We start from the raw sequence: 23,566 nt of genomic DNA, 5'->3' as shown, positions 1-23,566 counted from the left end.
AATCGAAGCGTTCAAAAATCAAGAAATAAAGCCGCATTAAAATATTGTCTGGCAAGCGATTGAAAATAACAGGTCTGAACAGCTATCGTAGCTATCAGCAGTATGTTGCGCACAGATTCTCTCTGAGATCTTGTAAGATGCGTCAGCCGATTGATCACACGATCTGTGGAACTTCTAAGCAGGGAATCTTCTTTCCAAGAGAACTCCTTATGCAAAAGTTGGTCTACTTTACATTGCGTTTGAATTGTTGGATTACTCTTTATTTCCTCAAAAAGTCCAGCATATGCGTAATACAGCTTTGCCGGTTCTATGAGATCATCATCGTCCCGATCTGGCTTTAAGAACATCAGTCGAAATAGCTGACGAATACTTTCGAAATTCAGGGCCGATTTGAGATCATCGATCATAAACAGAAGTGCCGCCTGATTAACCGAATACTTCTTTCCTTCTCTTGGAGAACCGAGATACTCCTTAAAGTCACGTTTTACCCAATTCTGCATAGTAGTCACAGTCAACGTGGAATACTCTATAAGATGACCTAATGAAGCAATTTCACCGAGTGAAAAGCCTTTTACATCGTGGCCCTTAATGATCTTTTGAAAAATGGGTGGAATATCTGTAGATAAAAAAGCCGTTAACGAAGTCCCCTTTTGTACTTCATCAAGATGAAATTTAGTCCATGCCTCTTGGAGGATATTCAGCGGTTTCCGGTCTGATAATCCGGTCAATGAGAGCAGAAGACTGGACATCTCCGCACGAGTCAATGCAAATGATTCCATATCTGTTTTCCTCCACCATTTGATATTTCTTTGAAAAGTTCGTAGAATAGTTCATAAGAACTCATAATATGAGTATAACCTATTTTAGGAACGAAAGGGATGGTAAAGATTATATGGGTATAGGACTTAGTTTGACGTTGGTGGCTATTTTGATTATTTTAACCGCTTTTTTTGTAGCAACGGAATTTGCATTGGTGAGACTTAGAGGTAGCCAGATCAGTCAAATGGTGATCGAGGGAAAGAAGAACGCGTTAGCTGTACAACGAGTGTCTGCTAATCTTGATGGATACCTATCCGCGTGTCAGCTTGGGATTACGATCACTGCACTGGGTATTGGTGCACTGGCAGAGCCGGCGTTTGAGCAGCTGCTCCTTCCGGTATTCGACTGGGCTAATATTAGTTCAAGTGTGAGTCACCCTCTGGCTTTTGCATTCGCATTCATCATTGCAACATTCCTGCACGTCGTTGTCGGGGAACTTGCTCCGAAGACGGTAGCTATAAACATTCCGGAAAAAATCGGTCAAATTACATCACCGCTGATTATTTGGTTCTACAGAATTTTGTACCCACTCATTTGGTTCATGAACGGTTCCGCAAATTTGCTTGTTCGCCTTTTTGGGATGAAGCCTGCCAGTGAGCATGGAGACGCTCATAGTGAAGATGAGATTCGTTTGATCTTGTCCGAAAGCTATGAAAGTGGAAAAATCAATAAAGCTGAATATGGCTATGTCAACCGTATCTTTACTTTTGATGAGATGTTGGCCAAAGAAATCATGGTTCCACGAACGGATATGGTATGTCTTTTCACCAATCATTCATTGAAAGAAAATTTCGAGATTATTCGTAAGGAACAATATACTCGCTTCCCGGTTGCAGAAGGTAGCAAGGATAATATCATCGGAATGATTAATACGAAACAGCTTTATTTGCAATATGACAATAACCCTGATTTTGATTTCAAAGGTTTGATCCAGCCAGTTCTAACCGTATCTGAAGTAACACCTGTTAAGAATCTTTTAACACGTATGCAAATGGAGCGGGTGCATATTGCCCTGTTGCTTGATGAATATGGCGGAACGTCTGGACTCATCACGATTGAAGATATTTTGGAAGAAATCGTTGGAGAAATTCGAGATGAATTTGACGCTGATGAACGCAGAAACGTTGAGAAATTAAGCGCTACTAATTATCTGTTCGATGGTAAGGTATCTCTAATTGAGGTCAAGGAGCTCACCGGTCTTGATTTCGAAGATGAGGAAGTGACCACGATTGGAGGCTGGCTATACAGTCATATTCCAGATCCAGCCGTTGGCAAAAGTATTGTCCATGACCGCGTAACCTTAATCATTCGTGAGATGAACAGATACCGTGTACGCAAGGTTGAGGTCATCATTGAGACCACAGGTGACGCTGAATCGTCTGAGAATTCATAAGCTATTAATCATAAAAAAAAGGATAGAGTCTTCAGATTAAATCTGATCCTCTATCCTTTTTTCTTTTATTAAGATCTTACTCATGTAGTATTCATCTACCCACTGGCCATCGACAATAAGAGATTTCCGCTTCGTCCCTTCGATTTCAAACCCATTCTTAGTATATAGCGCCAAAGCAGCTTGATTATGGGTCATGACGGATAACTCAAGACGAACAATCCCACTATTCATAGCCCAGATGTCCATCTCACGGAACAGACCAGCCCCAATCCCTTTCCCCTGATATTGTTTCTGAATCCCAATCACTATGTATGCGCTATGTCTATTGCGTCTAACACTTCCACCTCTAACAGACAAGTAACCTGCCAAATGATCATCAATCTCTGCCCCCATAAGAATTGAAGTTTCTGCTGCCAGGAAGCTTTCGATCATCTCTTTGACCTGATTAAGACTAGCTTGTCGTTCATCCGGTTCTAATAACATAAACTTGGACTCTTGGTCTAACTGATGCTGAAGTCGAAGCAATTCACCTGCATCCTCCGGCACCAGTTCTCTAAGTGTAACCATCGTTTCATCACTTCCAATCATAAATAGCTATAAGTACTTTTTGAACAGCTTACTTGAGCTGCTATTATATCCAAGATGTTCGTAAAATTGATGTGCATTCTCCCTTCTGACCGCACTCGATAGCATGATCTTAAGGGCGCCTCTAGAGGTGGCTACGTGCTCAGCGTATCTCATTAATTTTGCTCCGTATCCTTTCCCTCTCACCTCTTATGCAGTGTTGACTCTTTCAATGACGGCAAAGGGTCGATCGTCACATAATGCATCCATACATAAATGAATATGAAGTGTTCCAACAATAGTACCTTCTTCTCTTCCTTACTTAATCATTCTTAACAACGACAGACCATGATCACATTACCATCAGGATCTTTAAAATTGAACCAATGATCATGCTCGATATCCGTAAGAATCTTTCCGCCATTAGCTTTCACATAATCATAAGCTGCATCAATATCTTCAGTATTTAGATGAAAAGAAGGAATATTAAGAACGGATTCAGTAGTATAAATTTTGCTGTCTAATACGATTTCTGGTCCCTGCATAGGGATCACGTATAAGTGCCCGAATAATACTTCTCCATCCAAAGGCAAACCAAGTAATTGGCAATACCATTCTTTGGATTTCTCAATATCTTTTACCGGAATAAAAACTGCACCAATCTGATTCAGAATCGGACTTACCACCATTAAGAAAGCCTCCTCTTATAAAGTTGCAGAATAGGGTGTTATTCTAAAATAATTCGATAAAATATGTCAATTACCTCCCTCCGCTTAGGGAAGGTCTGGCAAGTTATGTTATAATTTTGTGAGCACTACTCTAATTTCACGCATGACAGGAGAATTGAATTGGCTAATCTGAACTTCGGTGGGTTGAAATTAACTCCACCTAAAGTCTTATCACTAGGGTTTGTAATACTTATCACTGCCGGAACTTTTTTACTTAACCTGCCGGTCTCCTCAGTAGAAGGGCACATTTCTTTTATTGATGCATTATTTATGGCAACATCGGCAACCTGTGTTACAGGTCTGGCAGTCATTGATACGGGCACACAGCTGACTACTTTTGGACAAGTTGTTCTACTCGTATTATTTCAGTTTGGGGGATTGGGTTTTATTACGATGGCCACTTTGATTACTTTGGTCCTTAATAAACGAATATCGTTTAAAGAACGAATTCTTATGCAAGAATCTATGAACCAGAATTCGATGCAGGGTATTGTCCAGTTAATCCGCAGAGTCCTGATCTATTCCCTTGTTATTCAGCTCACAGGTGCCATTATGTTTGCTGGTAGGTTTATGATGGATATGCCTTTCGGGAAAGCTGTATATTATGGAATATTTCACAGTATTTCTATCTTTAATAATGCAGGCTTTGATCTATTCGGTGACATTCATGGGCCTTTTAGTGGACTTACTCAATTTGTAAATGATCCTATTGTGAATTTCACCTCAATGGTCCTTATCTTTCTTGGAGGGGTCGGTTTTATCGTGCTATCTGATGTTTTTGACTTTCCAAAACGCAAAAGACTTACTCTACATTCGAAGGTTGTTCTTTCGACCTCTGTGATTTTGATTGTCTTTGGAGCAGTTCTATTCTTCTTACTAGAATTTAATTCTACGCTGAAGCCCTTGAGTGCGGGTGGAAAGACGATGGCTACATTTTTACAAGCGATAACACCACGTTCAGGTGGCGTCACTACGATTGAAATTCCACTTATGCGGGAATCAACACAATTTCTAATGATTCTGCTAATGTTCATAGGGGCTGCGCCTGGATCTACTGGTGGAGGAATTAAGATTACTACGTTCGCTGTTCTAGTAGCTGCGGTTTCTGCAAGATTAAGGGGTAAAGAGGATATTGTAATGTTTCGTCATCGGATCGCTAAAGAAAATGTCTATAGAGCCGTGACGATGACATTAATGTCTCTTATGTTAGTTGTCATCGCTACGATGTTGTTATCCGTAACAGAGGAGGCTGACTTTCTTGCTGTACTCTTTGAATCCGTATCCGCATTCGGGACTTCTGGTCTCTCCATGGGACTTACACCAGAACTGACTACTGCGGGTAAAGTGCTCATTATTATTCTAATGTTTCTGGGTCGGACAGGTCCACTTACTCTAGCTTATGCACTCAAACCTAAGGGTAGTAAGGAACTTTACCGCTATCCTGAAGGTAAGATTACCATCGGATAAGGCGAGATGTAACCAGCGGCTATGAATATTGCCGCTGGTAATCAATTAACACTTGTATGTTTTACTCTTCAACGATCTCTTGTTTATCTAGAGCGGCATCAAGCAACTGATTGTATACCTCGTCATTATTTTCAAGTAGCGCGTCAGTTTCTAAGAACTGCTCTTCGCTTCCAGGCTCACCTGCAAAGCTTAGGCTGTAATCCCATTCCGTTCCTCTTGTACTGAAAAAAGTAATTTCATATGGAGCCTTATGGTTTTCGAGAGTGAATATCGTCCTCCCTACATAGCTTTTATCCTCTTTACGGCTCATTTCAGCACTTACAATCTCTAGATTCATCCGCTTATCTTCCTTCCTTTCATCAAATCATTTCCCCTTTCAGTATAGCATTGAAATGAATGTAATTCCTCAATTTACACTGTAAATTCCATGTAATTGACTTTTTTCATCCGGCGGTTAATAATTTAGTACAATACTTGTAAAGTACCAAACTATTAGCAAATGGAGGAAATATCGATGAGTGATTTCGAAGCAAAGCTTTGTAAATATGCAGATCTAGCTGTGCAAATTGGGGTTAACGTTCAACCAGGGCAAATTCTGGTGGTGAATGCGCCAATTCTTGCAGCTGATTTCGTTCGTATAATTACCGCTAAGGCATATGCGATTGGAGCAAGCTTGGTGAAGGTGAACTGGAGTGATGCGAGCATTACACGCCAGCAGTTTGAACATGCTGCACCAGAAGTGTTCACTGAGCCTCCTACTTGGTACGCAGGTGAAATGACCGAACTCGCCGAGAAGGGTGCGGCTATTCTTAACGTGATCGCGGAAGATCCTGATGCACTTAAAGGCATTGATCCTGTACGTATTTCCAATTATCAAAAAGTACGGGGAGCCGCACTCACCAAATATCGTGAAATGCAAATGTCCGACAAAGTTAGCTGGAGTATTGTTGCAGTACCTTGTCAGGCATGGGCAGACAAAGTATTCCCGGATGTTCCAGCTGAAGAACGAGTAAGTAAGCTTTGGGAAGCTATTTTCCACACCGTACGCCTTGATCGAGAAGATCCAGTAGCTGCATGGCAAGAACATCTCGACACCTTAGATCAGAAAGCAAATGTACTCAACGCAAAAAAATATAAAAAGCTGCATTACATAGCGCCAGGTACGGACCTAAGCATTGAGCTTCCGGAAGGTCATATTTGGGCACAAGGAGACAGCATTAATGCTAAAGGTCATTCTTTTGTAGCCAATATGCCTACTGAAGAAGTATTTACGGCTCCTCTAAAGACTGGTGTGAATGGTACCGTACGAAGCACAAAACCTCTTAGCCATGGAGGCAATATCATCGATGGATTCTCTATTACTTTTGAGAATGGACGAATTATAAGTGTTAGTGCAGAGCAAGGTCAAGAAGCACTAGAACACCTCATTAGTATGGATGAAGGAGCAAAATACCTCGGTGAAGTTGCATTAGTTCCTCATAAGTCCCCTATCTCTGAGTCCAATATTCTTTATTACAATACTTTGTTTGATGAGAATGCATCTAATCACCTAGCTATAGGTATGGCTTATGCTTTCTGCTTAGAAGGTGGTAAAGATATGACTCCAGATGAACTGATTGCACATGGATTGAATAACAGCGTTACCCATGTGGATTTCATGATCGGTTCAGCGGAGATGAGCATTAATGGTATCTCTGCTGATGGAACCGAAGAACCTGTATTCCTAAATGGGAACTGGGCGTTCTAATTATTGCAAATATGAAATAAAGACTAGAGATATTGGGGGAGTTGAAACTATGTTGGATTTCAAGCAAAAACTGGAGAATTATGCTTTGCTGGCAGTGAAGATTGGAGTTAATATCCAACCTGGGCAGACCCTTGTTGTAAATGCCGACATCGTTTCCGCAGAACTAGTGCGTCTTGTAGTACGTAAAGCTTATGAAGCGGGAGCGAAGCTCGTCAAGGTTAATTATAGTGATGAGGTTGTTACACGTACTCGATATGACCTCGCTCCATCCGATTCCTTTTTGGAACCGCCACAATGGCAAGCAGATGAATTGGAAGATTTGGCTAAAAAGGGTGCAGCATTTCTATCGATAACTTCAACGAATCCAGATCTATTGAGTGGTGTAGAGTCAGGAAGAATTGCGGATAATCAGCGGATCTCGGGACAGACATTAGCTCCATATCGTGAGTTGTTAATGGGGAATCACGTAAGCTGGAGTATTGTAGCATTCCCATCAGCATCTTGGGCGGCAAAAGTATTCCCTGAAGCATCAACTGATCAGCAGATTGATCTGCTATGGGATGCTATCTTTAAAGCTACACGTGCGGATCAAGCTGACCCTATACAAGCATGGAGTCAACATTTAGATGGTCTGAAAGCACGTTGTACTACCTTGAATGATAATAAGTTCCGCAAGCTGCACTACACAGGACCTGGAACCGATTTGACGATTGAGCTTCCAGAAGGGCATATTTGGTGTCAAGCAGGAGCTGTCAATGGCAAAGGAGTTCCTTTCCTCGCCAATATCCCAACTGAAGAAGTGTTTACTGCCCCTCTGAAGTCCGGTGTGAATGGTAAGGTAAGCAGCACTAAGCCGCTTAGCTACGGGGGTAATCTTATTGACAACTTCACCCTCACCTTTGAGAACGGCAAAGTAACGGACTTCACCGCTGAAAAAGGTTCAGAAACGCTTGCTTCTCTTATCGCTTTGGATGAAGGTTCTGCTTATCTTGGAGAAGTCGCTTTGGTGCCTTTCCACTCCCCGATCTCCGAGAGCGGAATTCTATATTACACTACATTGTACGATGAGAATGCCTCCTGCCATTTGGCGCTAGGTGCAGCATATGCCTTTACGCTTCAAGAGGGTACGACAATGACCAAAGAACAATTGCAGGAAAAAGGAATGAACCAAAGCCATACACATGTTGATTTTATGATGGGCTCACCTGAAATGAGCATTGATGGCATTAAGGATGATGGAACAACCGTACCTATCTTCCGTGATGGAGATTGGGCTTAAATTATTCGCTTAGATTATAGAATAAATAAAATACCAAACAACCTGCTTTGTTCCTCTTCCGAGGATAAAACCAGGTTGTTTTTTATTGCACACAAGATATCCAGATAACAAATAGTCCAAATTTGAATAAAAGTTCAACATTTGTTCACACTATTGTTGATTTCCGTTCACAAATATGTCACAATACAGTTAAGGATCTAATTTCCAAGGAGGGGATTATCATGTTGAGAGACCCAATATCCAATGAAATTGACAGCGTTGAAGAAGAACAGCTCGAAATTCAAACACCGGTGGATTCAAGAATTGTTGCATCTAATGCAATCAAATATACCGCCTATGTTATGCTGTTTTTCGGATTCTTGTATTTCCTGATTGCTTACTTGGCACCTATGTTGGAACAATAATGTGATGGATATGACTTTATTAGAATACGCTTACGGTTAACCACTCTCATGGGAGTAGTGGTTAACCGTTTTTATTTCCATGAGAATGCTTTATTCGTCCAGGCTATTGCTGTAGGCGACCATATGCCATTCATTTTGGAATGTAGCCAAGCTATTGCCTCTTCTCGATCGCCTTCAAATGAGGAAAGGCCGTTATCTTCCATCCAGTGGTTTACGGTCTCAAACGAGGTACTGCTCCAGCCATTTTTCTCACCTTCTGCATTTTGGCGTTCTTTTACACCTGAAATAACGATGTCCAGCGATGCCTGTAGCTCCGTAACCGCATTATCGAATGCCGTTTTCTTTTCTTTAGCCTTCATATCAGCCTCAGCACGAAGTACACGCGTATCAATCCCTTGATGTTCACGGACAATTTGCAGTAAAGTCACTGCTTCTCTGCTTGCCAAACCATCGTTATAACGTTCTTCTATAGATTTAGTGCTTCCTACAGCTGCTACAAATGCCGGAAACCACTCGCTAGAGACTAAGATAGCTTTTTTCTTAACAAACTTTCCATACCCAGCCAGGCCTTCACCAGGAAACCTTACACGCCATGACCACGGATCTAGCTCTGATCCCGTATGCCAATTCTCCGCTTTCGTTAATCCATTTAAAGATGGGTGCTCAGGAATCAGGGTTGCAAGCGGCAAAATCCCAATCTTGGTAACGATTTCTGCAGTTTCCTCAAAAGTGATGACACTTTCCTTTTCATATCCCTTATACATCACTACATCATCTCCTATGTACTATTACTTAGACTTCATATTTCCGATCCCAGCAATATAACTACTGATGAGCCGAGATAGGCTTACATTAGTATCAAGCGCCATTCCAAAACCGCCTTTTTGTTCCAAAGAGGCAAAGCCATGCAGAATGCTTCGTAACCCGCGTACTGCATGAATTTCTCCTTCCTCACCCAAGTGATAATCCTTCATCACATCAATGATCAGCTTCAAAATATGATCACTTGCCTTTTCCAGCTCCATATTTGCCTGTTCAGGGGCTCGCAGCGTTGTCTCGTATAATCCAGGTCGACTTCTAGCAAAGTCCACATACGCTCGCCCCATCGCCTGTACAGCAACGTCTCCACTAAAGCCATTAGCTGCGTTATTCATTGCATTGGAAAGCTCGCTTAGTCCATAAATCGCAAGTTGTGTACGCAATTCCTGTAGCCCGTTAATGTGATTGTATAATGACGGAGAACGAACACCTAGTTTCTTAGCCAATGCGGCTAAGGTTACGGCCTCTATTCCTTCATGATCAGCGATTTCAGCAGCTGCAATAACTAACGTACGACGATCTAATCCTGCTCTAGGTGACATTTTAATTACTCCTATCTTGAATCATTTGTGCTTTGAGTATAGCTTTCTCCATGGTTTCTACTGGGTTTTTAAGTAAGTCTCCATGTCCAGAAGCCAGTATTGTAGGAGAAGCCTCTAGAAGCTTAATCGCACTTTTTAAGGCTTGATTCTTACTCCAGGTTGCCATAGCAGGAAACGGAAACCAAGGAATTACGGTTCCTGAAACTGCGGTTCCTCGGAAGGTTTGAAATGCATCTCCAACGATAACAGCGCCGCTTCGTGAATCAATGAAGGACATAGAACCAGGGGTATGACCAGGCGTTCGAATTGCTGTTAATGAACCAATGGTATCTCCATCATAGAGTAAAACATCTGGTCTTGTTGTAACCTTCTTGGGCACACCTCCCTTTATAGGGGTCTGAGGTTCTCCCTCACGAAGTGAACGATCTCCGCGAAGCAAAGCTGCATCCCTTTCTGAAATGTACACCTGAGCCTCTGGAAGCTGATTCTTTAGCTCATCCAGTGCACCTATATGATCGTCATGAGCATGCGTTAATATAATACGAGTGATCTTCTTATTTAACTTCGTTGCGGTATCTATAATTCCTTTTACACTGAACGGCATTGCCGCATCTATCAAAGTCAATTCATTGTCTTCCTCAATAATGTAACAATTCACAGGAAACACTCTCGGCATCCAAGTCAGCTGTAATAAATGACCTTCACGTGTTACTCTCATCATTACCCCTCCACAAAAACTAATGGTATTAGCTTAAATATAAACTAATCATATTAGTTTCACAAGAGTGAATTAATTCATTCTTCTAACCATTTAGATTTTTGTCCGCATTTTTATTAGATTTTTTGATGATGAACCACTGCATCCATGTAATCCCAATGAAAAATATAACGGAACCCACAAGGGTGCTCATGATACTTTTAGCTATATCCAATTGCCCGGCTTCTCTAAGATCAGATAGGTACACCTTTACAAAAAGACTAACCAGAAAGCCCACAAACACAATCATAAACCTATGCGTACTAAACTTCTGAATTTCGGTGATAATCCGCTCATCTTTAATCCTTGACCCTCTCAATTTTAATCCTCCCAAAAAATATCGTTTAATGATCGATCCAATGCTTTGCAGATAGCTATGCACAACTTAAGCGTCGGGTTGTAGTTCCCGGCTTCAATCAGGCCTATCGTCTGTCTTGTAACCCCTACAACTTCCGCTAACTGTTCTTGGGAAAGATCTTTTTGTATACGAGCCAGTTTCATCTTGATGTTCTTGTTCTCCCCCACGCTATTCCCTCCTTATTTAGATTCATCCATTTAACCAAATTGTAATCAATATCATTCATTATGCACATTATATATTGCTTTAGACATTTTAACACTACTTTGCTATCTGGCCATGTTGGTACTCCACCCATTATTACACTTCCTTCGACGGATTCTATACAACAAAAAAAGCACCCCTTCGGATGCTTTGTATATATATTCCTGTGATAGTCATTATTCAAATAACGTATTGTCTCCTGTTTATTCCACTACCTCGTTCTCTGGATAGCTATCTACTATCTTCAGCAACTCTGAAGCATCCGTGCGCGGACGGCTGTCTGGCACAGTTTCCGGGTATCCGGCGTGGATCATAGCTATAATCTTCTCACCTGGCTTCACACCAATCTTGTTACGGAATTCAGGAGAATTGATATAAGGATCGGTCTTCCAAATCGTTCCGACGCCCTGTTCCCAAGCTGCTAGCTGAAAGTTCTGTACAAGTGCGGACGCTGCTGCAAAGTCCTCATCCCATTCTCTCTGCCGAGGATCTTCAGGCATTACCACCATTAACGTTAAAGGAATATTTGAGATATATTCTTTTCGCTTAGCAGCCACTTCAGGATCAGAAAAGGCACGTTTCACGAAAGCAAATGCCGCTTCAGCCAAGAACTTTGTACCTTCGCCTTGAAAAGCAATAAATCTCCACGGCTCACGCACACCATGATTCGGCGCCCATACAGCTACATTTAACAAATCCTCTAATAGTCCTTGTGGCAGTGGATCTTTTTTAAAAAGCTTAATAGAGCGACGTTCTTTAATCACATCAGCTACGCTATTCTTTTGAGTCGGTTGAGTTTGTGTCATCAGATCCACTCCCTGTAGTAATAATGATAATCATTATCATAAATGATACAGTATCTATCTCCCTTTTGCAAATAACAGGAAACAAAAAACATCGTCCCCTAAGGAACGATGTTAAAGTGCTTCAGCCGAAACGACCCATGATATATTCTTGTGTCATTTGATTCTCAGGATTAGTAAAGACCTTATCCGTCTTATCGTATTCTACAAGAGATCCTAGATAGAAGTAAGCGGTATAATCAGAAATCCGTGCAGCTTGCTGCATGTTGTGTGTCACAATTACAATGCGAAGCTCTTCTTTTAACTCCTTGATGAGCTCCTCTACTTTACCCGTGGAAACCGGATCTAGTGCGGATGCTGGTTCGTCCAAGAGTAGAATTTGTGGGTTAACTGACAACGCTCTTGCAATACAAAGGCGCTGCTGTTGTCCACCTGACAAAGCTAATGCTGAATCTTTTAACCGGTCCTTCACTTCATCCCACAATGCTGCCTTACGAAGGCTGCTCTCTACGATCTCATCGAGTGCTTTTTTTCCTTTAACCCCATGATACTTAGGTCCAAAAGCGATATTATCGTAAATGGATTTATAGAACGGATTCGGCTTTTGCCAAACCATCCCGATCTTCTGACGCAGTTTGATAACGTCTGTGCCAGAAGCATTAATATCAACGCCATCAATCCAGATGCTTCCTTTGGTCGTTGATCCGGAGATTTCGTCATTCATCCGGTTCAGTGAACGAAGAAAGGTTGATTTACCGCAGCCGGATGGGCCGATCAGTGCAGTTACCGTATTTTCAGCAAAAGGAAGACTAATCCCCTTTACTGCCTCATATGTTCCATAAAAAATACTCAGGTCCTCGGTTTGAAAAGATTCACGCACTGCTGTTGCCGACGTTCCCATCGATTACTCCTCCTACATCTCTACTTTAATTTTTAGGAATTAGTTCATTCTTTTTGAAGCTGTAAGCTTACGATAAATGAATCTTCCGAAATAACGTGCTGCCAAGTTGAAGATTAATACCATAATTACAAGTACTGCTGAAGCTCCCGCAGCAATTTGAGCGGCATCAGGAGCAATGCCTTCACTATTTACCTTCCAGATATGAACAGCCAGTGTTTCTGCTGGACGGAAAGGATTCAGTGGTGAGTTCGGACTAAGTGGATTCCAGTTGGTGAAATCTAGTCTTGGACTACTCATTCCTGCAGTGAACATCAATGCGGCTGCTTCCCCAAAGACACGGCCAGCGGACAAAATTGTACCCGTAATAATCGTTGGTAATGCTACTGGAAACAACACAGAGGTTACGATTTTCCACTTGGACAATCCAAGCGCAAAACCAGCCTCTTTTTGTTGCTTCGGAACACTACGGAAAGCTTGCTCAGTAATCCGAACCATCAGCGGTAAATTAAAGACCGTCAATGCCAGTGCTCCAGAAATTAAGGAAAAGCCAAGATTAAAATAGTTAACAATCAGCAATAGACCAAACAAGCCGACTACGATTGAAGGGAACGAAGATAATACCTCAACTATTAAGCGAATAAAGCCGGTGATTTTTCCTGGACGAGCATATTCAGCCATATAAATACCGGCACCCAGTCCCAGAGGCACTGTAATAATTAGCGTGAGGACCAAAAGGAATAAAGAGTTGAATAGCTGAGGACCTATCCCTCCACCTGCTCGAATTTTTTGAGGTGCGGAGAATAGAAAGTCCCAACTAATGTGACTAAGACCTCGAAAGAGGATATATCCCAATAGACCAACCAGAATGGCTACGATGAGCAATGCGAAAAATACAATAAGGCTTGTGGCAATTTTATTTACGGTTCTCGGCTTCAAATTTTATTTCTCCTTTCAAGCAGTCTCACAAAGAAGACAAATACAAAGGTCATTAGCATAAGAACCAGTGCCATACTCCATAGTGCATTATTGTGTGCAGAGCCCATGGTTGTGTTCCCCATTCCAAGCGTGATCACACTCGTTAGGGTTGAAGCTGATTCGAAGAGTGATTTGGGTACGAATGGCGCATTCCCGATAACCATCTGTACAGCAAGGGCTTCGCCGAATGCACGTGCCATCCCCAGTACTATACCTGTCATAATCGCAGGAAACGTTGTCGGAATAATTACTCGAGAGATCGTCTGCCACCGGGTGGCACCAAGCGCATAGGAGGATTCCTTTAAATTTTGCGGCAATGAAGCCAGCGCGTCTGCAGCCACGCTTGTAATCGTCGGAAGAATCATGACCGAGAGCACAAGCGCGCCTGCAGCTACCCCGATGCCTTGACCAGGCAGGTTGTTGCGTAGAAACGGTACAATAACACTTAATCCGATGAAACCATATACAACTGAAGGGATACCTGCCAACAGCTCAATTACTGGCTGAAGCAATTTTTTGCCCCATCCTGGAACAATCTCAGTCATGAATAGCGCTGCGCATAGGCTAAGTGGACTAGCAATCAATGCTGCAAGTAAAGTAACCAAGAAGGATCCTGTGATAAACGGAAAAGCACCAAAGGACGGCGTATCCGCTTCAGGTGACCACTTTGTACCGAATAGAAAATCAGTAACGCTAACATCACCACTTGTGAAAGTTGAAATACCTTTTGACGCTACAAAATATACCATCGATACAATGATTGTTATCAATAGTAGTACACAGAAGGACATATAGGTACGTCCCACAAAATCTTCAATATGATGTTTCTCGATGCGTGAGTTCTTTAGTTTCACCCTCAATTGCTCCCTCTTTCTAAAGTGAAAAGAGAGGCAGATGTATCCGCCTCTAATCACTTGAGATTCTAATCCTTACTAATTGCTTAGAAGTGAATTACTTAGCTGTAACATTTCCTGCAACGTCACGAGTAACTTGCATTTTCACTGCTGGAATGTATCCAAGCTCAACGACTTCACCTGTTTGTACTTCGTCTGTTAAGAAAAAGTCTAGGAATGCTTTTACAGTTCCATTTGGTTCGCCGTTTGTGTACATATGCTCGTAAGCCCATACTGGATATTTACCAGAAATAACATTGTCTACAGATGCTTCTACACCATCAAGGCTAAGTGTTTTGATTGAATCATCAAGGTATGAAAGAGCCAGATAACCGATAGCCCCTGGAGTTTCTCCGATCATCTTCTTAACAGTACCGGAGGAATCTTCTTGAATCGATCCTGGGATATCTTCAGTTTTGGTTCCAAGTGCAAAGCTTTCAAAGGTTGCGCGAGTACCGGAGCTGCCTGGACGGTTGATGATTTGGATTTTTTGATCCGCTCCACCAACCTCTTTCCAGTTCGTAACTTTTCCTGTGAAAATATCGATAAGCTGTTGCTTAGTCAAGCTGTCCACACCTGCATCAGGATGAGTTACTGCTGCAATCGCAACTACTGCTACTTGATGATCTACAAGAGCTGCTGCTTTTTCTGCATCTTTATCTTTTAGTTTTTCTTCTGCAAATACGTCAGAGTTACCGATATCTACTTGTTTCTCAGCTACTTGAGTAAGACCAGTACCACTGCCGCCGCCTTGAACTTGAATATCTACACCAGTATTTTTATCCATGAAATTCTCTGCTACCAGCTCAACCAATGGTTGTAGTGCTGTTGAACCTGAAGCTAGAATCGAACCACTTATTTTAGAACCGCTTCCCTCATTTGTAGCTGCAGCATTTCCTCCCGTGTTGTTTGCCCCACCATTACCGCAAGCCGAAAGTGCCAGTACGCTTGTTAAAGCCAAAGTCATAATCCATGATTTTTTGAATTGCATTGTTTTGTCTCCTCCTAAATGTTTTGTTAGCATGGCTTCCTTATACAGTTCATACAAACTGGCCTCGAAAGCTTTAACATGGTGTTGTAGAGCTTTGGCCCCCATATGCTTGTTTACTGTAAAAGTGCATTGTATGCATATGTTATTGTTGTTGTCCGGTGCTTCTTGGCCCCTCTGACTCTTCTTATTCTAGAGCTCGTTCGTTAGAGAAACTTCTTAACTTTGTAAAGCCAACAATAAAAATACCAATAGAAACTATATATATGTATAGATTTAATCTATAATGGAGATATAATTTGTTATCCAACTAAGCATCATCCGGAGGAAAATCATGAACATTATGAAGTTAAAGATCGTTATCCTACTTGAAAAATATAAGAAAGTAACCGACGTAGCTGCTGAATTAGGTCTTAAACAACCCACTGTATCTTTTCATATGAAGAATCTTGAGAATGAATTTGGAACTCCTTTATTTCTATATCGAAGTGGAAGAGTGCTGCTCACAGATGCAGGTCGGGCTCTATATCAATATGCGCTCAAGATTGTCTCACTTACAGCCGAAGCTGAACGTACTGTAAAACAGTTTTCTTCTCCTTCACAAGGTACTTTAAAGCTTGAAGCAAGCTATATTCCTGCAACTTATATTTTACCTAAAGGGCTAATCCAATTCATGAAACAATACCCGGGGATTAATAATTCAATAACGATCCAAAGTGATACTTTGTTAAGGGAACGACTCCGAAGCCGAGATATTCAAATGGCTATTTTACACACTGCTGATTGGCATGATGAATCCTTTAACTTTCAGATCATTGTCCGAGACGAGCCTGTACTCATTTTTGCACCTGGTCATCCATTTGAAACTATAGAGAAATTAACACCGGAACAGATCGCGCTTGAGCCTTGGATTCAGTATGAGGTTGGCTCTTGTTTACGAGGATTTGCGGATCAATGGGCAGAATTAAATCATTTCCGCTTGTGGAACCGATCCGAGTTGAACTCACCCGAGACCCTAAAGAAGCTAGTCAGCGGGGGGGATGGCGTAGGAATTTGTTCTAGAGTTAGCATTGAAGCAGAACTTGAATTAGGTCGTCTTTCTTATGCTCCACTACCAGGAATTTTGCCTGAGAGCGGTGGTTTTGTTCTGGCGTGGCGAAAAGATCATATATTAACACCGTTGCAGCAATCTTTTGCCCAAATATTAAGCAACTTATAAGGTTATATGTTATAAAAGGGAGCGCCCAAAGCCATAATGGTTTTGGGCGCTCCCTTATTTAAAATATAGAAAGTATAAGTTTCACACTCTACTAATCCTTATAGTTCTCACTTAAACGCTTACCGTCCTTTAGGGACGCCGATGGCGTTATTACTTGCTATTCTATAAACGGAAACATTAACTTCTCATTCTCGCTTGTGTACATATTTTCCTTCGTAATGAATTCGGAGCCTGTATCCATAACAGGAGGTACTTTGTGACCAGAAACGACTTCAAGTGCTGTTTTCACTGCCAAGTACCCCATAGTAAAAGGTTTCTGAATCACCGTTCCCAGCATAATTTCTTTCTCCAGCAATTGAACCTCACTACTAGAATTGTCGAACCCAACCAGCTTCACTTTTGATTTTAAGCCCATATCCATAATTGCCAGTCCCGCACCTAATGTAGATGGCTCATTGAGGCCAATGATTCCCTTTAACTGTGGCTGTTTCTTTAGAAGATCAATAGTTAATTGGTATGCCCTCTGCGAAGATCCGTTGCTATAAAGGGTATCATACACATGATTAACTCCATTCTGAGAGAAAGCATCCCGAACCCCTTTCTCTCTCTCGATAGCTGTAGCGGAGCCTTGTACAAAATTCACAATGGCGACTTGATCGTCGCTATAAATATTTTCAATCAACTCCTGTGCTGCTTTACGTCCTGCTTCGTAATTATCTGTGGCGATAAAACTTTCCGATACACCACCGTTCAGTCCCGAATCCACCGTAATAAGAGTGATACCGGCAGCCTTAATCTTCTCTGCAATCGGAACGAGACGATAATAGTCAGTAGCAGCCAAAATAATGGCATCAGGCTTCTTCTGAATCGCCTGTTCCAGTAGTTGTATTTGCTTATCCACATCAAGCTCGGTATCTGTTCCTACCGTATGAACGTCTGCACCGAATTCCTTGGCAGCAGTCGCCACACCTTGTTTCATTACTTCCCAGAATTCAATACTACTATCGATGGTCTTAGGAACGTATATAATGGTTCTGACCTTTGTATCCAGCTCATTCGTAAACATACGATAACCTACCCACCCAAGCGCTACAATGAAGAATAATAGTAGAGCAGACAGGCCTATTTTTGACCATAGTGAACTCATGGACTCCCCTCCTCATAGAGCGCAGGAATTCTCAATGTGACCGTCGTCCCTTCTTCCATTTCACTTGTAAAAGACAAACCGTAATGGTCACCGAAATAAAGCTGAATACGATGGTTTACATTCGCAACGCCTACCCCACTGCCAATCCTGTAATCTGCCTTTTGAAGCAGTAACTTGCTCATCTGCTCTGGATTCATACCGACACCATTGTCAATAACCTGAATGGTAATATCATTTTGCTCTTTTTTACCCCTAATCAGGATGTGGCCTTGTTCAGGATTATGCTTTATCCCATGATAAATCGCGTTTTCAACTAAGGGTTGAAGGACTAATTTCAATATACTGCATTCAAGAATGTCTTCATGCACCTCTATTGAATAAGTGAATTTATTGCGATAGCGCATGTTCTGAATCGTTAAATAGTGCCGAATATGTTCTAATTCTCTTGCGATCGGGATCAATTCCTCGCCCTCTCCGATCGTAGAACGCAGCAGCTTCGATAATGATGAGGTCATTTCAACCACCTCCTCCATTTTACCGGTCTCTGCCATCCAGATGATCGAGTCTAGGGTATTATACAAAAAATGGGGCTTAATCTGTGCTTGCAGTGCCTTTAACTCACTCACACGCTTCATCTCTTGCTCCATGACAATCTGACTCATTAACTCTTTAATCTTCATAATCATCAGGTTAAATGTTCGGGCAAGCTTGCCGATTTCGTTCGTACTCTCAATCTCTACGCGAATGTCGAACTCTCCGCGTTCAGCCTTTTTCATATTAATTTCCAAATTCTTGAGCGGTTTGGTCAAAGCGTACGAAAGAAGCACAGATATTGCCATAGCAAAGATTAGACTTACGGCTCCCCACAAGGCGGCGGTCCCTTGCATCTGCTGTTTGTTAGCGACTAGATCATCTGGATAGGTAACCCCCACAATCTTCCAGCCAAAGCTGGTTGTATCCACGGTATATAGTTTTTGTTCGTTCCCTGTGTTCACCGTAACCGACCCGCTCTTAATCCCAAGAACGGTTTCCAATTGCTCAAACTTGAGCTGTGAGTAGATCAGCTGCTGTTGAGGATGATAAACTAGGCTTCCTGACGGATCTACGATGAATACATAACCACGCTTTCCAAGTTCGATTTGTTTGCACAAATTGTTAATAACGCTGTAATTAAGATCCACAAGTAGCACACCCTGTCGATCTGCTTCCATCTCAGAAAAAGTATCCGAAAGCTTTCTACTGATCGACACTACCCAACGATATTCATCCTGGAATAAGTGCTGAACATGTGAGGAGGAGACAGCCACTCCGGTCTGGTTCATAGCTTGCTGATACCACTCTTGGGCAATCAACTCAGGAAGCGGTTTCAAAACTGCGTCCAGTCGATCCGAAACCGTTATCCCCTCCGAGCTTGCATACACTATAGAAGATATGTCAGTGCGGGATTGGATGACAGATCGAAGATATTGGCTGGCTAACTGCTTATCTTTGACCTTACCTTCTCGTCCCGAACTCGAACCTTTTACATATTTCTCAAGATCACTGCTAGTTAATACCAAAGCAGCAATACTCTCCATGTTGCTAATATAATTCTCGATATTCAGCTTTACTTGTTCAATTAATTGTGAAGTATAGGCTACAGAATTCCCCATGACGGCAGCTGAGGAGAGTCGGTATGAAGTATAGCTTAGTACTATAGTCGTGCAGAGGATTAGAAGTGAAAAAGAAATAGCGATATTATTATGAATACTTCGACTTCGGAAGAAGCGGTGAGGTTTCATAGAAGGAGATTCTCCTTCTGTCGCTGTCGATATTCTTTCGGTGTGATTCCAACATTGCGTTTGAAAATCACACTGAAATACTGAGGATCAGCATAGCCAACTCTAGCAGCGATGTCGTAAGTCTTCAACTGTGTGACGGTAAGGAGTTCTTTAGCTTTTTCCAAACGAAGGCGAGTCAAATACTCAATAAAAGTCTCGCCGGTATGCTGTTTAAAAGTCGCACTGAAATAACTGATGCTCATAAAAATATGGCTGCATAGCTCATTAAGTGAAAAACTGTCATTACAATAATTCTCCCGAATATAAGCTTCTGCGGATTTCATCTGAGAAGTCCTTACGGTTGTTCTTTGTTCTGATAGCTTGAGTATCAGCTCATGGCAAGTTCTTTCCAAGTAATTCCTTGCTTCATCTAAAGTCTTAAGGGCTGCAACCTCAGCGAACATATTATGCGAAACAAGCTCTGTATTTGGGAATCCGATATCGACCACATAGTTCATTAGAGAGACGAGCATCTGGTAGATGCTACTGCGGCAGCCTTCTATTGAAGAGCTATTGCTCTTTAGCTCCTGAAACCATTTTGAGAGAACCTCCGAGGTCACTGATGCTTTACCTGTCTTCAACGCGGATATGAATTGCTTTTCCCATGATGAGAAATGGGCTTGATCCAATCCTTTGCCATACTCAAGATCCTGTATGGAGATAACCTTATCTATCCCTAAAAGATATCGATATTCTATGGATGAAATTGCTTCCTGGTATGATTGTGGAATTTGCTGTAAGTCAGCGTATTTTCTACCGATGCCGATAGTTGCCGTCAGGTTCAAATACTTGTTCAGGCTAGACTGAACTTGATCCGCGAGAAGCTGTGTTGTGACTTCAATCTCTTCGGAATCTCCTGAAAGTATCGCGGCGAGTTTCCCATCTCTCGTCTGAAACACCACGCCGCCCTGCTCCTTCTCAAGTTGCTCCTGCACAATGTTAAAAGCCGCAAAGTGCAGTAGCTCAGCGTCTGAAGCAATATCCAGGCTCCGATTCTCCATTTCTATATCGATTACGATTGCTAGGTTAACCGCACCCCGCAATTGAATATGAAAATAGCTCATTTTATTCTCGATCTCTTCGTTTTTCATTCGAGTAGTAACAAGCTTCTCCAGAAAACGTTCGCGAAGCAAAGGAAAGCTCTGATTTAATTGCATGCGAAGCTTAGCGATATTAGCCTTTTGTAAATGCTCTTCATCCAAATCTTGCTTCATTTTTCTTAGATATTCGGCAAACTCACGAGCATTAATCGGTTTTAACAAATATTCAGTCACCTTCAAGGTTATAGCCTGCTTGGCATATTCGAAGTCTTCATAACCAGTTACGATAATGACCTTCATGTCCCGGTATCGTTCCATTACAGCTTTGGCCAATCCTAGTCCATCCATAAAGGGCATGCAAATATCTGTAATAATCACATCCGGTCGATACTGCTCGATCGCATCAAGGGCATCTCTGCCGTTATCGAAATCTCCAACGAGCTCAAAACCATGATTATTCCAAGATATCTTCTGTTTGATCCCTTCACGAACCTCATCTTCGTCATCAACCAGAATAATCTTATACATCCAACACCTCCTCAGCTATTAACTCTTCGATTACTTATAATGTAAAAGTTTACCTTTTGGGATAAGCATAATAGAGGTCGCCTTCTTGAGGCAACCTCTATTATTAATCTCTTCTATTCGTATAGCAGAGGTTTGATCTCATCGGAATCAATATTGTTCTTATCGTACCAGTGAAACCCGGTGTCAATATTCTTTTCTACGGTTTCCCCTTTAATCGCCTGAACTGCTGCCTTCACCGCTTGATAACCAATACCAATGGGGTCCTGTGTAACAGCGCCAGCCACAACACCACTACGAATAGCATCCATTAACTGTTTACCGGAGTCAAAGCCGATGACCACAATCTTTCCACCCATCTGCAACTCATTTACTGCATTAGCTACACCTACTGCAGAACCTTCGTTTGAGCCATAGATCCCTTTAAGGTCTGGATTGGCTTGCATCATCGCTTTTGCAAGATCCGTAGACTTCAACTGATCTCCACCGCCATATTGTGGCTCTAACACTTCAATATCTGGATATTTCGCTTTCATTTGTTCTAAGAATCCATCACGACGCTGTTGACCTGTGCTACTTGTTTGGTCATGTACGACTAGACCTACTTTCCCCTTTTTGCCAATCAACTCAGCCATTTTATCAGCTGCCAACGCTGCTGCTGCTTTATTGTCAGTCGCTGCTGTCGCTACAGGAATATCGCTATCTACACCGGAGTCAAAGCCAATGATTGGAATATTGTTTTCCTTTGCCTTTTCCAGATATGGAATCGCTGCTTTGCTATCCAGAGCTGCTAACGCGATTGCTGCAGGTTTCTTGTCTAGCGCCGTCTGTAACATCTCAATTTGTTTATCTACCTGACTCTCATTTTCAGGTCCCTCAAATGTAATCTCGACATTAAACTCCTTTGCAGCCTTCTCGGCCCCTTGCTTCACCGCTTGCCAGAATTGATGCTGGAAGCCTTTTGAAATGACTGGGATATATGGTTTGTCTGAACCGGATGCACTCTTTTTGCTATCACTGTTGTTACAAGCACCAAGTAAGGTAGTAGCCAGTAACAAACTGGCAAGCATGATAATCCCTCTGCGACGCTGTTTCATTTGAATTTTCCCCCTCGTCATTTGCTTTGTATATCACTCCGTATGGAGATAATACCTCGTTCATTGCTTCCGTCTGCGAAGAATATCAGCATATACCGCTATGATGATGACAACGCCAACAATGACTGTCCGCCATTCCTGAGCAACGGACATAATCTGTAAGCCATTCGTCAGTACACTCATAATCAGTGCGCCAATAATCGTACCTAGAATAGAACCTACGCCCCCGCTTAAAGAAGTGCCTCCAATGACGACTGCCGCTATAGCTTCAAGTTCATAACCAGTACCAAGTGACGGCTGGGCTGAATTTAGTCGTGATGCCATCAGGATACCAGCGATTCCGCTGAAGATCCCCGTGATGGTATAGATTACAATCTTCCATTTGACCGTATTCACACCGGATAAGCGAGTTGCTTCTTCATTGCTACCAAGCGCAAAATTATAGCGTCCAATAATCGTCTTCGACAAGATGATGCTTGCGATAACTCCCAGCAATAAGAAGATAATGATGGTATTCGGAATGCCTGGGATCATCTTACCCATTGCAATCTTGGCAAATATCGGATCATCATTGAAGTAAATCGGCTTGGCACCCGTTATGACAAGGGACAATCCTTTAGTGACCATCATGATCGCCAGAGTAGCAATGAAAGGTGGTATATTCATTTTTGCCACCATTAAACCGCTTATAAAGCCACATAGTGCACCAGCTAGAATCCCGCCTACAATTCCGAATGGAACGGGTAGACCCCAGAATGTAATAATGACGCCAACCATCACCGAGGAGAAGGTCATCACAGTACCCAAAGCAAGGTCGATTCCACCCGTAATAATTACAAAGGTTGCGCCCAGCGCTAATACTCCAATTACAGCTGTAGAGACGAGGATCCCCACTAGATTAGAAAACTGAAAAAAGTTACTTGATGCCACGGAAAATACGATGACCAGTATGATCAAACTTGCGAATGCTAATAATTTTTGTTTAAACCCTGATTGCGCTCCGGTTTGCTTGGAGCTGATAGGCTGGCTAATCCCTTTACCTGCGATCTTCATGACCTTGACACCTCCGATAAACTC

The 23,566-nt window shown here is 42.1% G+C and carries 26 protein-coding genes; 6 read left to right on the top strand and 20 right to left on the bottom strand.

The window, feature by feature from the left end; genetic code table 11:
* Positions 1-11: 11 nt before the first annotated feature.
* Entirely contained in the window at positions 12-779 is a 768-nt protein-coding gene (locus UQ64_RS10740) for a DUF1836 domain-containing protein (RefSeq protein ID WP_060623467.1), read from the bottom strand.
* 113 nt (positions 780-892) lie between these two features.
* Here UQ64_RS10740 and UQ64_RS10735 point away from each other — a divergent pair, with 113 nt between their 5' ends.
* Positions 893-2,212, top strand: a complete 1,320-nt coding sequence (locus UQ64_RS10735) for a hemolysin family protein (protein ID WP_060623466.1) — start codon at positions 893-895, stop codon at positions 2,210-2,212.
* Between the two features lie 36 nt (positions 2,213-2,248).
* Here the strand turns inward: UQ64_RS10735 and UQ64_RS10730 are convergent, their stop codons facing one another.
* The 3 genes from UQ64_RS10730 to UQ64_RS10725 form a co-directional block, all read right to left on the bottom strand.
* A complete protein-coding gene (locus UQ64_RS10730) occupies positions 2,249-2,800 on the bottom strand; it encodes a GNAT family N-acetyltransferase (protein WP_245237918.1) in 552 nt (183 codons plus the stop codon).
* 6 nt (positions 2,801-2,806) lie between these two features.
* Entirely contained in the window at positions 2,807-2,983 is a 177-nt protein-coding gene (locus UQ64_RS32830) for a GNAT family N-acetyltransferase (protein WP_425339582.1), read from the bottom strand.
* Between the two features lie 125 nt (positions 2,984-3,108).
* The gene (locus UQ64_RS10725) at positions 3,109-3,462 is read right to left on the bottom strand and encodes a VOC family protein (RefSeq protein WP_060623792.1); all 354 of its coding nucleotides are present in this window, start codon (positions 3,460-3,462) and stop codon (positions 3,109-3,111) included.
* A 162-nt stretch (positions 3,463-3,624) separates the two neighbouring features.
* On the opposite strand from UQ64_RS10725, the gene UQ64_RS10720 reads away from it, so the two are divergent.
* Positions 3,625-4,971, top strand: a complete 1,347-nt coding sequence (locus UQ64_RS10720) for a TrkH family potassium uptake protein (RefSeq protein ID WP_082651065.1) — start codon at positions 3,625-3,627, stop codon at positions 4,969-4,971.
* Between the two features lie 61 nt (positions 4,972-5,032).
* On the opposite strand, the gene UQ64_RS10715 is transcribed toward UQ64_RS10720, so the two are convergent.
* Positions 5,033-5,308 carry a hypothetical protein gene (locus UQ64_RS10715; RefSeq protein ID WP_060623464.1) on the bottom strand — a complete coding sequence of 92 codons (276 nt, stop codon included), beginning with the start codon at positions 5,306-5,308 and terminating at the stop codon, positions 5,033-5,035.
* A 177-nt stretch (positions 5,309-5,485) separates the two neighbouring features.
* Here UQ64_RS10715 and UQ64_RS10710 point away from each other — a divergent pair, with 177 nt between their 5' ends.
* From UQ64_RS10710 to UQ64_RS10700, 3 genes are all read left to right on the top strand, one after another.
* Complete coding sequence (locus UQ64_RS10710; protein WP_060623463.1) at positions 5,486-6,718, top strand: aminopeptidase; 1,233 nt, start codon at positions 5,486-5,488, stop codon at positions 6,716-6,718.
* A 49-nt stretch (positions 6,719-6,767) separates the two neighbouring features.
* The gene (locus tag UQ64_RS10705; RefSeq protein ID WP_060623462.1) at positions 6,768-7,997 is read left to right on the top strand and encodes an aminopeptidase; all 1,230 of its coding nucleotides are present in this window, start codon (positions 6,768-6,770) and stop codon (positions 7,995-7,997) included.
* 221 nt (positions 7,998-8,218) lie between these two features.
* Positions 8,219-8,401, top strand: coding sequence for a hypothetical protein (locus UQ64_RS10700; protein ID WP_060623461.1), 183 nt, complete (start codon positions 8,219-8,221; stop codon positions 8,399-8,401).
* A 71-nt stretch (positions 8,402-8,472) separates the two neighbouring features.
* Here UQ64_RS10700 and UQ64_RS10695 read toward each other — a convergent pair whose 3' ends face one another.
* From UQ64_RS10695 to UQ64_RS10650, 10 genes are all read right to left on the bottom strand, one after another.
* Positions 8,473-9,165: an AlkZ-related protein gene (locus tag UQ64_RS10695; protein ID WP_060623460.1), complete on the bottom strand. Its 693-nt coding sequence runs from the start codon at positions 9,163-9,165 to the stop codon at positions 8,473-8,475.
* A gap of 24 nt (positions 9,166-9,189) precedes the next feature.
* Entirely contained in the window at positions 9,190-9,762 is a 573-nt protein-coding gene (locus UQ64_RS10690; protein WP_060623459.1) for a TetR/AcrR family transcriptional regulator, read from the bottom strand.
* Between the two features lies 1 nt (position 9,763).
* On the bottom strand, positions 9,764-10,480 hold the full coding sequence (locus UQ64_RS10685) for an MBL fold metallo-hydrolase (protein ID WP_060623458.1): 717 nt from the start codon (positions 10,478-10,480) through the stop codon (positions 9,764-9,766).
* A gap of 85 nt (positions 10,481-10,565) precedes the next feature.
* Positions 10,566-10,838, bottom strand: coding sequence for a hypothetical protein (locus UQ64_RS10680; protein ID WP_060623457.1), 273 nt, complete (start codon positions 10,836-10,838; stop codon positions 10,566-10,568).
* Positions 10,839-10,840: 2 nt separating this feature from the next.
* Positions 10,841-11,020 carry a helix-turn-helix transcriptional regulator gene (locus UQ64_RS10675; RefSeq protein WP_060623790.1) on the bottom strand — a complete coding sequence of 60 codons (180 nt, stop codon included), beginning with the start codon at positions 11,018-11,020 and terminating at the stop codon, positions 10,841-10,843.
* A gap of 264 nt (positions 11,021-11,284) precedes the next feature.
* The gene (locus UQ64_RS10670; protein ID WP_060623456.1) at positions 11,285-11,887 is read right to left on the bottom strand and encodes a nitroreductase family protein; all 603 of its coding nucleotides are present in this window, start codon (positions 11,885-11,887) and stop codon (positions 11,285-11,287) included.
* Between the two features lie 121 nt (positions 11,888-12,008).
* Positions 12,009-12,785, bottom strand: coding sequence for a phosphate ABC transporter ATP-binding protein PstB (pstB, locus tag UQ64_RS10665; protein WP_060623455.1), 777 nt, complete (start codon positions 12,783-12,785; stop codon positions 12,009-12,011).
* Positions 12,786-12,824: 39 nt separating this feature from the next.
* Entirely contained in the window at positions 12,825-13,721 is an 897-nt protein-coding gene (pstA, locus tag UQ64_RS10660; RefSeq protein WP_060623454.1) for a phosphate ABC transporter permease PstA, read from the bottom strand.
* Positions 13,718-14,620 carry a phosphate ABC transporter permease subunit PstC gene (gene pstC, locus UQ64_RS10655; protein WP_042128137.1) on the bottom strand — a complete coding sequence of 301 codons (903 nt, stop codon included), beginning with the start codon at positions 14,618-14,620 and terminating at the stop codon, positions 13,718-13,720. Before pstC ends, pstA begins: the two co-directional genes overlap by 4 nt.
* A gap of 91 nt (positions 14,621-14,711) precedes the next feature.
* Positions 14,712-15,644 (bottom strand): phosphate ABC transporter substrate-binding protein, encoded by a 933-nt coding sequence (locus UQ64_RS10650; RefSeq protein WP_060623453.1) that lies wholly within the window; start codon positions 15,642-15,644, stop codon positions 14,712-14,714.
* 331 nt (positions 15,645-15,975) lie between these two features.
* On the opposite strand from UQ64_RS10650, the gene UQ64_RS10645 reads away from it, so the two are divergent.
* Positions 15,976-16,860, top strand: coding sequence for a LysR family transcriptional regulator (locus UQ64_RS10645; protein WP_060623452.1), 885 nt, complete (start codon positions 15,976-15,978; stop codon positions 16,858-16,860).
* A 157-nt stretch (positions 16,861-17,017) separates the two neighbouring features.
* Here UQ64_RS10645 and UQ64_RS10640 read toward each other — a convergent pair whose 3' ends face one another.
* From UQ64_RS10640 to UQ64_RS10620, 5 genes are all read right to left on the bottom strand, one after another.
* Positions 17,018-18,007, bottom strand: coding sequence for a substrate-binding domain-containing protein (locus tag UQ64_RS10640; RefSeq protein WP_060623451.1), 990 nt, complete (start codon positions 18,005-18,007; stop codon positions 17,018-17,020).
* On the bottom strand, positions 18,004-19,788 hold the full coding sequence (locus UQ64_RS10635; RefSeq protein ID WP_060623450.1) for a cache domain-containing sensor histidine kinase: 1,785 nt from the start codon (positions 19,786-19,788) through the stop codon (positions 18,004-18,006). The genes UQ64_RS10640 and UQ64_RS10635 overlap by 4 nt, the downstream gene beginning before the upstream one ends.
* Positions 19,785-21,395: a response regulator gene (locus UQ64_RS10630; protein ID WP_060623449.1), complete on the bottom strand. Its 1,611-nt coding sequence runs from the start codon at positions 21,393-21,395 to the stop codon at positions 19,785-19,787. Before UQ64_RS10630 ends, UQ64_RS10635 begins: the two co-directional genes overlap by 4 nt.
* Before the next feature lie 113 nt (positions 21,396-21,508).
* Positions 21,509-22,489, bottom strand: coding sequence for an ABC transporter substrate-binding protein (locus tag UQ64_RS10625; protein WP_060623448.1), 981 nt, complete (start codon positions 22,487-22,489; stop codon positions 21,509-21,511).
* A 60-nt stretch (positions 22,490-22,549) separates the two neighbouring features.
* On the bottom strand, positions 22,550-23,542 hold the full coding sequence (locus UQ64_RS10620; RefSeq protein ID WP_060623447.1) for an ABC transporter permease: 993 nt from the start codon (positions 23,540-23,542) through the stop codon (positions 22,550-22,552).
* Positions 23,543-23,566 lie beyond the last annotated feature (24 nt).

The sequence above is a fragment of the Paenibacillus etheri genome (genome assembly GCF_001012825.1).
Classification (GTDB): Bacteria; Bacillota; Bacilli; order Paenibacillales; family Paenibacillaceae; genus Paenibacillus_AQ; species Paenibacillus_AQ etheri.
This window is presented reverse-complemented; position numbering and strand designations above follow the sequence as displayed.